This window comes from Streptomyces sp. NPDC029014 (assembly GCF_055564695.1).
In genome coordinates, this window is record NZ_JBVHVT010000050.1 from 48,941 (window position 1) to 60,045 (window position 11,105).

Annotated in this window: 11 protein-coding genes; 6 read left to right on the top strand and 5 right to left on the bottom strand. The window is 75.3% G+C overall.

What is annotated here, in order from left to right; genetic code table 11:
• Window positions 1–214: 214 nt before the first annotated feature.
• Together ACZ4VL_RS25725 and ACZ4VL_RS25730 are read right to left on the bottom strand one after the other, a co-directional pair.
• Window positions 215–1,615, bottom strand: a complete 1,401-nt coding sequence (locus tag ACZ4VL_RS25725) for an MFS transporter (RefSeq protein ID WP_468204285.1) — start codon at window positions 1,613–1,615, stop codon at window positions 215–217.
• Between the two features lie 35 nt (window positions 1,616–1,650).
• Window positions 1,651–2,886, bottom strand: a complete 1,236-nt coding sequence (locus ACZ4VL_RS25730) for an aminotransferase class V-fold PLP-dependent enzyme (RefSeq protein WP_468204287.1) — start codon at window positions 2,884–2,886, stop codon at window positions 1,651–1,653.
• Here ACZ4VL_RS25730 and ACZ4VL_RS25735 point away from each other — a divergent pair.
• Window positions 2,885–4,321, top strand: coding sequence for an aminotransferase-like domain-containing protein (locus ACZ4VL_RS25735; protein WP_468204289.1), 1,437 nt, complete (start codon window positions 2,885–2,887; stop codon window positions 4,319–4,321). The genes ACZ4VL_RS25730 and ACZ4VL_RS25735 overlap by 2 nt on opposite strands.
• 69 nt (window positions 4,322–4,390) lie before the next feature.
• On the opposite strand, the gene ACZ4VL_RS25740 is transcribed toward ACZ4VL_RS25735, so the two are convergent.
• The 3 genes from ACZ4VL_RS25740 to ACZ4VL_RS25750 are packed head-to-tail and all read right to left on the bottom strand — an operon-like array spanning window position 4,391 to window position 6,274.
• Window positions 4,391–4,594 carry a hypothetical protein gene (locus tag ACZ4VL_RS25740; protein WP_468204291.1) on the bottom strand — a complete coding sequence of 68 codons (204 nt, stop codon included), beginning with the start codon at window positions 4,592–4,594 and terminating at the stop codon, window positions 4,391–4,393.
• Window positions 4,594–4,905 carry a hypothetical protein gene (locus tag ACZ4VL_RS25745; RefSeq protein ID WP_468204293.1) on the bottom strand — a complete coding sequence of 104 codons (312 nt, stop codon included), beginning with the start codon at window positions 4,903–4,905 and terminating at the stop codon, window positions 4,594–4,596. The genes ACZ4VL_RS25740 and ACZ4VL_RS25745 overlap by 1 nt, the downstream gene beginning before the upstream one ends.
• A gap of 52 nt (window positions 4,906–4,957) precedes the next feature.
• Window positions 4,958–6,274 (bottom strand): MFS transporter, encoded by a 1,317-nt coding sequence (locus tag ACZ4VL_RS25750; protein WP_468204295.1) that lies wholly within the window; start codon window positions 6,272–6,274, stop codon window positions 4,958–4,960.
• 146 nt (window positions 6,275–6,420) lie between these two features.
• Between ACZ4VL_RS25750 and ACZ4VL_RS25755 the strand changes: the two genes are divergently transcribed.
• From ACZ4VL_RS25755 to ACZ4VL_RS25775, 5 genes are all read left to right on the top strand, one after another.
• Window positions 6,421–7,446, top strand: a complete 1,026-nt coding sequence (locus ACZ4VL_RS25755) for an ABC transporter substrate-binding protein (RefSeq protein ID WP_468204296.1) — start codon at window positions 6,421–6,423, stop codon at window positions 7,444–7,446.
• Entirely contained in the window at window positions 7,436–8,614 is a 1,179-nt protein-coding gene (locus tag ACZ4VL_RS25760; protein ID WP_468204298.1) for a FecCD family ABC transporter permease, read from the top strand. The genes ACZ4VL_RS25755 and ACZ4VL_RS25760 overlap by 11 nt, the downstream gene beginning before the upstream one ends.
• A complete protein-coding gene (locus ACZ4VL_RS25765) occupies window positions 8,611–9,534 on the top strand; it encodes an ABC transporter ATP-binding protein (RefSeq protein ID WP_468204300.1) in 924 nt (307 codons plus the stop codon). Before ACZ4VL_RS25760 ends, ACZ4VL_RS25765 begins: the two co-directional genes overlap by 4 nt.
• Entirely contained in the window at window positions 9,473–10,366 is an 894-nt protein-coding gene (locus ACZ4VL_RS25770) for a Rossmann-like domain-containing protein (RefSeq protein WP_468204302.1), read from the top strand. Before ACZ4VL_RS25765 ends, ACZ4VL_RS25770 begins: the two co-directional genes overlap by 62 nt.
• The coding region (locus tag ACZ4VL_RS25775) for a GHMP family kinase ATP-binding protein (protein WP_468204303.1) at window positions 10,363–11,105 on the top strand (743 nt) is incomplete at its 3' end. The genes ACZ4VL_RS25770 and ACZ4VL_RS25775, both read left to right, overlap by 4 nt.

Genomic DNA, 11,105 nt, shown 5'->3' on the forward strand with positions numbered 1-11,105 from the left:
CGGCGCGGTCCACCCGCAGGCCCCGGCGGGCGACCGGGGCCGGCGGGCAGTCGGGGCCGGCGCGTGCCCGGGCCGGCGCGTGGCCGGCCTGATCGGCCGCTCGGCGAACACCGCAGGCATTGCCCACCGGACGACTCATTGCCCACCGGACGACTCATCGCCCACCGGACGACTCATCGCCCACCGGACGTCCGATCAGTAGCCGGATGTCCCGTCAACCCGGCCCGCCAGCCGTCCCTCCAGGCCCCTTGGGAAGCGCCTTCAGCCGGTTGACGGGCGACACCATCAGCCCGACCATGACCAGCGCCGAGCCGCCGGCCGCCACGACCAGCGCCCCGTGGGCGCCGAGTCGACCCGAGAGCAGGCCGGCGGCGAGCCCGCCGAGCGCACCGCCGCCGAACAGCAGCGTCCGGAACGCCGCCGTCATCCGGCCCATCATCGACTGCGGCGTCATGGTCTGGCGGAGGCTCACGATGATGACCCCGGCCACGCCCAGGCCCAGGTACGTCGTGAAGAAGGACAGCACGAACATCGCCAGCATCACCGGCCTCGGCCCGCCCGCCAGCACGATCAGCGTCGGGCCGAGCAGCAGCGCCGACTGCGCGACCTGGTACACCCGGCCGAGCGGGAAGCGGGCGATGACCCGGCGGGAGACCAGCGAGCCGATCAGCCCGCCCACCGAGGCGGTGGCGAGGACCGCCCCGAGGGTGGACGAGCCGAGGCGGAGGTCGTTCGTGCCGTAGAGCAGGAACATCGTCCACGTGCTGATCATGGAGAGGTTGCAGCAGAAGCCGACGAGCGCGAGCGCCCGCAGCACCCGGTTCCGCATGACCAACCGGAGCCCGTCGCGGAGTTCGCGCAGCAGGTGCCGTTCGGCGGCGGGCGGCTCCGGGCGCGGCTCGCGGGTACGGACCAGCAGCAGCGACACCACGGACACCGCGTACGAGCACGCGTCGACGACGAGCGCGACGGGCGCGGTCAGCGCCGAGACGAGGAGGCCCGCGAGGCCAGGCCCCGCCACGTCGGCGGCGGAGGAGCTCGTGCCCATCTTGGCGCTCGCCTCGACGTAGTGCTCGGGCGTGCGGACGACGGCGGGCACGTACGACATCCAGCTGACGTCGAAGACCACCGACGCGATGCCCACGGCGCAGGCGATCACCAGCAGGACCGTCAGGTCGAGGGCGTGCCACCAGTGCAGCAGCGGCACCGAGCCGATCAGCACCAGCCGGACGGCGTTGGCGGCCAGCATCACCGGCCGGCGCCGCACCCGGTCGGTCCAGACCCCGATCAGCAGGGCCAGCCCGAGGTACGGGACGAGTTGGAGGAAGCGCAGCAGCCCGACCTGCTCGTCGGTGGCGCCGAAGGCGCTGATCGCGGTCAGGGGGAGGGCGAGGTTGGTGACCTGGGTGCCGAGCAGCGACACCGTCTCCCCGAACCAGAACCTCAGGAAGTCGCCGTTGTGCCAGAGGCTCTGCCGCCCCTCGGACGACGACGGGCCGGCGCCGCCACCGGCCCCCGCAGCCCCGTCAGCTCCTTCAGCCCGGTCAGCTCCTTCAGCTTCCTCAGTCCCTTCAGCCCTGACAGCCCCCTCAGCTCCGCCGGCCCCCTCAGCCACCGAGCCTGCCGGGCCCACCGCCCCCGCCTCCGCCCTCACCCGCGGCTCCGTACCAGCTCGCCGACCGCGGCGGCCACGGCATCGACCTCGTCCTCGGTGTTGTAGTAGTGCGGGGACAGCCGCAGGCACCATTCCACCTCCTTGTCCCCGAAGTCGAACTGCGCGAACTCCCGGAAGCTCAGGGCCGAGTTGATGCCGCGCGCGTCCACGGCGGCCTTGAACGGCTGTGGCCGCCACCCCTCCACCGCGAAGGTGACCAGGGCGGCGGGCGTCGGCCCCCCGTCCAGGGTCCGTACGCCCGGCAGCGCGGCGAGTTGCCCGCGCAGCCGGGCGGCGAGCGCCGGGGTGCGCCGCGACACGGGCTCCAGGCCGACCCGCAGCGCGTAGCGGACGGCGGCGGCGCAGCCGAGCACGGTGGCGTACGGGAACTCCCACTCCTCGAAGCGGGCGGCGGTGTCGACCGGCCGGTACTCGCCGGGGGCGGTCCACCGGGCGCCGTACATGTCGATGAACAGCGGCTCGTACCCGGCGTCCAGTAGCCGGTCGGAGACGTACAGGAAGCCGGATCCGCGCGGCCCGCGCAGGAACTTGCGGCAGGTGGCGGTGAGCAGGTCGCAGCCGATCTCCTCGACGTCGATCGGGTACTGGCCGACGGACTGGCAGGCGTCGACGAGGTAGAGCAGTCCGAGTTCGCGGCAGTGCCGGCCGATCTCGGCGACGGGCTGGACGAGGCCGGAGTTGGTGGGGACGTGGGTGGCGGCGACCAGGCGGGGGCGGTGGGTCCGCATCAGCCGGGCCATGGCAGCGACGTCGACGCCGCTGCCGTCCGGGTGGTCGGGGGCGTGGACGACCTGCACGCCGTGGCGCTTGCGCAGGGCGAGGAAGGCGATCTGGTTGGAGACGAAGTCGTTCCGTGTCGTCAGTACGGTGTCGCCGGGCCGGAAGTCGATGGCCGAGAGGGCCTTGGTGTAGGCGTGGGTGGCGCTGCCGGCGAAGGCGATGTTCCGCGCGCGGGCGCCGATCAGTTCGGCGATCGAGGCGTGGAAGTCGGCGATGTCGGCGGCCCGGGCGGCGGAGGCCTCGTAGCCGCCGATCTCGGACTCCAGGCGGAGGTGGTCGAGCATCGCCCGGAGCACCGGGCGGGCGACGAGTCCGCAGCCGGCGTTGTTGAAGTGGATCACCGACTCGCAGCCGGGGGTGTCGGCCCGCAGGGCGGCGAGGTCGAGGAGCGGTTCTGCGGATGATCCGAAAGCGCTATTCTCTATTCCCATGTCTGACAGTAGCAGTACTGGAGTGTTGGCGGCCACCCTCCGGGCGGAGGTCGCCGCCCTCGAACCGGGCGAACGGCTGCCCAGCAGCCGGGAACTGATCGCCCGTCACGGCGTCGGCCCGGTCACGGTCTCCCGGGCGATCGCCCTGCTGGCCGCCGAGGGCCTGGTCGTCACCCGCCCCGGCAGTGGCACGTACGCCGCCCCCCGCCGCCGCCCGGCGGCCGAGGACGGCCCGGCGGACACCTCCTGGCAGACGGTGGCCCTGGCCGGCCGCGCCTTCGACCCCGGCGCCACGGCCACCGCCACCGTCACCGCCCACGACCCCTCGGGCGAACTGCCGCCCGGCACGGTCGTGCTCTCCGGCGGCTACCTGCACGAGAGCCTCCGGCCCGCCCGCGAGCTCAGCGCCGCACTGGCCCGCGCCGCACGCCGCCCCGACGCCTGGCACCGCGCCCCCGTCGCCGGACTCGCCCCGCTGCGCGCGGTCTTCGCCCGGCAGGCGGGCGGCGGGGTCGACCCCGAGGACGTCCTGGTCACCGGCGGCGGGCAGGGCGCGCTGTCGATGCTGTTCCGTGCGCTGGCCGCCCCCGGCAGCCCGGTACTGGTCGAGTCGCCCACCTACCCGGGCGCGCTCGCCGCCGCCCGGGCGGCCGGCCTGCGCCCCGTCGCCGTCCCCATGGACGGGGACGGGATCCGCCCGGACCTGCTCGCCGACGCCTTCGCGATGACCGGCGCCCGGCTGCTCTACTGCCAGCCGACGTTCCACAACCCGACCGGCACGGTGCTCGCGCCCGAACGCCGCCGCCAGGTCGTGGACGTGGCACGGGCCGCCGGGGCGTTCCTGGTCGAGGACGACTTCGCCCGCCACCTCGGCCACGGCGGCCCCGTGCCCCGGCCGCTGGTCGCCGACGACCGCGACGGCACGGTCGTCCACCTGACCTCGCTGACCAAGCCGGCCTCGCCGAGCCTCAGGATCGGCGCACTGATCGCCCGCGGCCCGGTCATGCACCGGCTGCGCGGCATGCGGCAGGTGGACGACTTCTTCACCGCCCGCCCCCTCCAGGAAGCCGCCGTCGAACTGCTCTCCACACCGGCCTGGGACCGCCACCTGCGCACCCTCGCCACCGCGCTGCGCGCCCGCTCCACCGCGCTCGCCTCCGCCCTGGCCCGCGAACTGCCCGACTGGACGCCCGACCGGATCCCGGCCGGCGGCCTGCACCTCTGGCTCCGGCTGCCCGCACACCTCACCGACACCGCCGTCGCCGACGCGGCCCGTCTGCACGGCGTCTCGGTCGACGCGGGCCACCGCTACTTCCCCACGGACCCGCCCGCCTCCCACCTCCGCCTGGGCTTCGCGGCAGCCGCCGACACCGCGGACCTGACCGCAGCCGCCCACCGCCTGGCGACGGCGGCGAACACCCTGCCCCGCGCCTGATTGCACGGCTCCGCCCGGTGCCCAGCCCCTGCCCTGCCCGTCGGCGGACGAACCCCGGCGGGGGTGGCCTCAGGGCTGCGGCACCTCGGGCCGCCGCAGCCCCGCGCCGGCAACAGCCGCCTCGTACTCGGCCTGCGCGGCCGCGGACACGTGATCGACCCTGCGCCACCGGACCCGGTCGTAGCCCTCGCACCCGTTCCACGGGCGGATGACCGCGCACAGCGTGTTCCACCGCTCCCGGACGCGCTCCAGCCGCCGGATCGCCTCGGCCATCAGCTCGGCCTCCGTCGGCTGGGGAGCGGGAGGCGGCGGAAAGACGCGAGCAGCCGGCGCTGCCTCTCCGCGCGTGGCGGCCTTTCGGGATGCGGCTCTTCGAGCGGGATCTCCAGGGTGCCGACGAGCCTGAGCAGCAGGGCCTTGATCCCGCGGGCCATGTGCCGCTCGTTGCTGTCCCGCGCGGTAGCCGCCGCGCTGGCGATGCGCCCCCTGATGAACGCGTCGATCCGTTCGACGTCGGCGAGCGTGATCTCCTCGGCGTAGGTCAACTCCGGTTCGGGGCCCCGATCGGCTCGCACGTCGGTCATCTGCAGAGGCTATCCGCGGTGCCGCGGCGGACCGCGGGGTGGGCGGCCCCGGTCAGGCCTGCGCCGGCGGGGCCGGTCGGGCGAAGTGGCGGGCCGTCGGGACCAGCGCTGCCATCGCCGGTACGAGGAAGCAGGCCGTGGCGCAGGTGGCGAGGACGGGCGTCACCCCGAACGCGTCGAGGGCCGGGGCGATCAGGGCGAGCCCGACCGGCGCCAGGCCGTACGAGACGAGGAAGTCCAGCGACGAGACCCGGGCCAGCTTGTCCGGGGCGACCTCGCGCTGGGTGGCGGTGAACCAGGGCACGTTGAACAGCTCGATGCCGATCCCGGCGACGGCGTACGCGGCGACAACCACCACCGGGTGCACGGGCAGCATCAGGCTCAGCGGGGCGACCCCGTACGCGGCCAGCCCGGCGAAGGCCGCCCAGCCCTGGGAGCGCGGCCGCAGGCGGGCGATGAGCAGGGCTCCGGCGAGCGCGCCCACGGTGTACGCGGTCATGGCGGCGGCCAGGACCCACTCGGTGCCGTACCGGTCCCGGCTGATCAGGGGCAGCGCGACGCTGGTGGCGGAGTAGCCGAGGGCGATGACCGCGACGAGGGCGGCGAGTCCGGCGAGGAACCACGGGTGGCGGCGTGCCTCGCGTATGCCGTCCAGGAACTCGGCGTGGAAGGCGCGGACGGCCTGGACGGCCTGGACGGCCTGGACGGCGGGGCGGCGCGGCGACGGGGTGGCGGAACGGTCCGCCGCGGCGGGGATGGCGGCCCGGCGGACCCTGCTCGGGACGAGGGCGGCGACGAGCCACAGCAGGCCGATGCCGAGCAGCAGCATCCACACGTCGAGGAAGGCCGCGAGCAGCGCGGTGAGGGCGGGCCCGGTGAGGGTGGAGGCGCGGACGGCCATGGTCATGGCGGCGTTGGCCTGCTGACGGTGTTCGGATTCCACGATCTCGGCGGTGAGTGCCTGGAAGGCCGGGCGGCAGGCGCCCTGCCCGGTGCCCGCGAGCGCGGCTGCTGCGGTCATCAGCAGGAGCGAGCGGCCGAGACCGAGCGCGAGGAGGGGCGCGGCGACGGCCGCGGCGAGGGCGGACCAGAGGACGACGGCCCGGCGGGAGTGCCGGTCGGCCAGTACGCCGCCGATGGCGACGGCGAGGAGGAAGCCCGCGGTGCGGGCGGCGAGGACCAGGCCGAGGGCGGCGGCGTCGAGGTCGCGGTGGAGGACGGCGAGCCCGAGGACGAAGGGCAGGGCCCAGGTCGCGAGGCCTGAGGCGGTGGTGCCCGCCCACAGGCGCAGGAACGCGGTGTCGCGCAGGACCGAACGCGGGGGCGGGGCTGTGGACTTGGCCGGGGTGGGCGCGGGGGTGGTCGGCACGGTGTGGTTGCTCCTTGGCGGGTGGGGCGGCGGCACGGAGACCGCACCCCGGGGTCGTTAATGAAAATGATTGCCATTACAGTACCTTTTGAACGTGGCACTCCTGCCCGGTGCCCGCCCCTGCCTCCTCCCGGACCGGAGACCCCGTGCGCCAACCCGCCCGCCTCGCCATCGCCCTGACCGCCGTCCTCGCAGCCACCACCGGCTGCTCCACGGCCAACTCCCGGCCCACCGCAGCCCCGACGGCCTCCGCCCGGGCGGCCTCCCTCACCAGCTGCGGCCGCCAAGTGCCGCTCCCCGCCCAGCCGCCGAAGCGGACCGTCGCCCTCGACCAGACCTCGACCGAGACCCTCCTCGAACTCGGGCTCCAGGACCGGATGGCCGGCACCGCCAACCTCAAGACGAAGATCCCCGCGCAGTACGAGGCCGCGTACGCCAAGGTCCCCGTCATCGCGCCCAAGATCGCCAGCGGTGAGCAACTGCGCGCCGCCACACCCGACTTCGTCGTCGCAGCCTCCACCGACCTCTTCACCAAGGACCGGGCCGGCACCCGCGAGGAGCTGGCCGCGCTCAAGGTCCCCACGTTCGTCAGCGCGGTGGACTGCCCGCAGCAGAACCCGCCCGGCAGAACCCCCTTCGAACTGCTCTTCTCCGACTACGAGAACCTCGGCAAGGTCTTCGGCGCCGAGGAGCGGGCCGCCCGACTCGCCTCCGACCAGCGCGCCGCCGTCGCCAGGGCCGGGGCGAACGCCGCCAAGACCGCCCGGGGCGCGGACCAGCCGACCGTCGTCTACCTCTACTCCGTCTTCAACGGCATGCCGTACGTGGCCGGCCGGACCGGCCTGCCCAGCGAGATGAGCCGCATCGTCGGCGCGCGGAACGCCTTCGACGACATCGCCGAGGACTGGCCCGAGGTGACCTGGGAGGAGGTCGCCCAGCGCGACCCCGACGTCATCGTCATCGGCGACCTGTCCGAACGCGGCCGGCCCGGCGACAGCGCCGCCGAGAAGCGCGCCGCGATGACCGGGCACCCGGTCGTCTCCCGGCTCGCCGCCGTCCGCGACGGCAAGATCCTCCAGGTGCCGGGCATCGAACTGGACCCGTCGGTCCGCTCCGTTCACGCGCTGGAACTGCTGGCCGACGGGATGAAGGACCTCGGGTATGTCCGCTGACCCGGTCGCCCCGGCCGTCGCCCCCGTCGCCCCGGCCGTCGCCCCGGTCTCCCCCGTCGCGGCGGGCGCCCCGGTTGACCTGTTGCTGCCGGCGGCCCGTGGGTGGGTGGCGGCGGCGGGCCCGCGCGCTGCTCGGTCCCGCCGGTCGGCGGGCGCGGCCCGGGTACGCGTCGCCGTCCGTCTTCTCCTCGCCGTGGTCGCACTCGCCGCCTCCGTCGCCGCGGCCGTACGCACCGGCACCGCCGACGTCGGCTGGGACGGCCTCGGCCGCGTCCTCGGCACCCGGCTCGGCCTGGCCGTGGAACCGCTGCCCCCGCTGCTGGACTCCCTCGTCTGGGACCTGCGGCTGCCCCGCGTGCTGATGGCCGCGCTCGTCGGAGCCTCGCTCGCCGTCTGCGGCACCGTGCTCCAGGCCGTCACCCGCAACGCGCTGGCCGACCCGTACCTCCTCGGCGTCTCATCCGGCGCCTCGACGGGAGCCGTCGCCGTGGTCGTCCTCGGCGTCGGCGCGAGCACGCTCGGGGTCACCGGCGGTGCGCTGGCGGGTGCGCTGCTCTCCTTCGGGCTGCTGCTGGTGCTGCTGCGGCGCAGCGGCCTGGACTCGTTCCGCATCGTCCTCACCGGCGTCGTCGTCGGGCAGCTGTTCACCGCGCTGACCTCGCTCGTCCTGATGGCCTCCGCCGACGCGGACACCACCCGCGCCCTCACCCACTGGCTGCTCGGCTCGATGGCCCCCGCCCGCTGGAACACCGTCGCCGTCTGCGCGGTCGTCACCCCGCTCGGTCTGGTGGCCGCCTGGCTGTGCGCGAACGCCCTCGACGGGCTCGCCCTCGGCGCCGACACCGCCGCCTCCCTCGGCGTGGGCGTGCGGCGTACGCGGATGCTGCTGCTCGTGGTCACGGCCGCGCTGACCGCGGTCGCCGTGGCAACCGTCGGCGCCATCGGCTTCGTCGGGCTGATCGTCCCGCACGGGGTGCGGTTCCTCGTCGGGCCGCTGCACCGGCTGCTGCTGCCGTACGCCGCCCTGGCCGGCGCGGTGTTCCTCGTGTGGACGGACGCCCTCGCGCGGATCGCGTTCGCGCCCCGCGAGGTGCCCGTCGGCGTGATCACCGCGCTGCTCGGTGTGCCGCTGTTCCTCCTCGTCCTGCGCAAGCGGGGTGAGCTGTGAGGATCAACGCCGAGGACGTGACCTGGTCGGTGACCGCCGGCAGCGCCGCCCCGGTCGTGCGCGGGGTCAGCGCGGACGTCGCCCCCGGCGAGACGGTCGGACTGCTCGGCCCCAACGGCTCCGGCAAGTCCTCCCTGCTGCGCTGCCTCGCCGGGCTCCGGATGCCGGACGCGGGCACGGTCCGGTACGACGGCGCGTCCGTACGCGGCTGGAGCGCCCGCCGGATCGCCCGTCACGTCGCCTTCGTCGAGCAGGACGCGGCCGCGGACAGCGATCTACGGGTCGCCGATGTCGTGGGCCTCGGGCGGACCCCGTTCCGGGACCGCTGGCGCGGACCGGACGCCACCGACCGGGCGGTCGTCGCCGCCGCACTGGAACGCGTCGGACTCACCGCGCTCGCCGGCCGCCCCTGGCGGGCGCTGTCGGGCGGCGAACGGCAACGCGCCCACATCGCCCGCGCGCTGGCGCAACAGCCGTACGCCCTCCTGCTCGACGAGCCGACGAACCACCTCGACGTCAAACACCAGCTGGAGCTGATGGAGCTGCTGACGAGCACCGCGCAGACGGTTCTGGTCGCGCTCCACGACCTGTCGCTCGCCGCACGCCACTGCGACCGGCTGCTGCTCCTGCACCACGGCCGCCTGATCGCCTCCGGCCCGCCCGCCGCCGTCCTGACGACCGAGCGGCTCGCCGAGGTCTTCGGAGTCGACGCCGAACTGACCGCCGACGCCCTGGGACGGCCCCACGTGGCGTACCGGGGGCCGCTCGGCGACGCCCCTGGCGGCGCGGCTGCCGGCGACGCGGCTGCGCGGGCGACCCGACCCGACCCGTCACGTGAAGAAGAGAAAAGGAACCCCCATGACACGGACAACCCCCACGACCCGGACGACCCCCATTCCCGCTCCCGCGCCCGCCCCTGACCCCGTCCGCGCGTCGTGCGTCGACGGGCTCGTCGAGGCCGTCCTGGCCGGCGCCCACGGCCCCCTGCCCTCCGAACTCGTCGCGACCAGCGTGTTCTGGATCCACCACGGCACCCGTCTGGCCGGCGGCGACACCACCTACCTCAACCAGTACGTCCTGGTCCGCCTCGGCGGCTCCTTCGGCGGCTGCGCCTTCGAGGCCGGCGAGCTCGACCCGGCGATCTGCCGCGACGCCTCCGGTACCCCGCTCGACGTCCTGCTGCGCGAGGCCCCCCGGCCGCTGCGGATCGCCGCCCTCGACGCCTACCTCGCCGAAGCCCGCCCGCACCGCCTCGCCGCCGAGGCGGGTGAGGCCGAGCCCGTCGTCCTCCCCGCCGGCACCCCCGAGGTCCGGGCGCGGGCCCGGGACGCGGCGATCGCCGGCCTGCTCGACGTCGGGCAGGGCGCGAAGGTCGGCCTCATCGGCGTCGTCAACCCCCTGGTGGCGGCTATCCGCGAGCGCGGCGGCGACCCGCTGCCCTGCGACTTCAACCTCAAGGCCACCCAGTGGGGCGATCCGGTCACCGACGACATGCACGAGGTGCTGGACCGAGCCGACGCCGTCGTCGCCACCGGCATGACCCTGAGCAACGGCTCCTTCGACACCGTCCTCGGGCGCTGCCGCGCCCGCGGCATCCCGCTGATCGTCTACGCCCAGTCCGGCAGTGCCGTCGCCCGCGCTTTCCTCGGCTCGGGAGTGGCCGCCGTGTCCGCGGAGCCGTTCCCGTTCTCCCAGTTCAGCGCCGACGAGACGGTCCTGTACCGCTACCGGACGAAGGGCGGCGGCGCGTGACCCCCGCGCTCCGCCCTGCCGCCACCGCCACCGCCACCGCCACCGGCAGCGTCAGCGTCAGCGGCACCGGCACCGGGTACGCCCCCTGCCACCACGGCGAGATCCTCCAGGGCGTCTTCCTCGACCACGACGGCCGTCGGTGCGCCGGCCTGGTCACCCTCCCCATGGCCGGCCCCGGCACCGGCGCCGAGTTCACCCGCCGCCCCGGTACGGCCCCCGGCGCGCTGACCGTCGTACCCGCCGACCGTACGAAGGCCGCCCGGGCGGCGACCCTCGCCATCGCCGAGTGCGCCGAGCGGACCGGGCTGCCGCCCTGCGGCGGCGAGCTGCGGCTCACCGGGGACGTACCGGTGGGCCTGGGCATGGGCAGTTCCACCAGCGACGTCATCGCCGCCGTGCGCGCGGTCGCGGACGCGTACGGGCTACGGATGGGGGCCGGCACGGTCGCCCGGCTCGCCGTACGGGCCGAACGCGCCAGTGATCCGCTGATGCTGGACGACGGCCGCCCCGTCCTCTTCGCCCAGCGCGAGGGCCGCGTCCTGGAGGTGCTCGGCCCGGCCCTCCCGCCGCTGGTCGTCGTGGGCTGCACCCTCGGCGGCGGCGCGCCCGTGGACACGCTGTCGCTGCCGGTGTCGCCATCGCCGTCGCCGTCGCCGTCGCCGTCGCCGTCGCCGTCGCCGTCGCCGTCGCCGTCGCCGTCGCCGTCGCCGTCGCCGTCGCCGTCGCCGTCGCCGTCGCC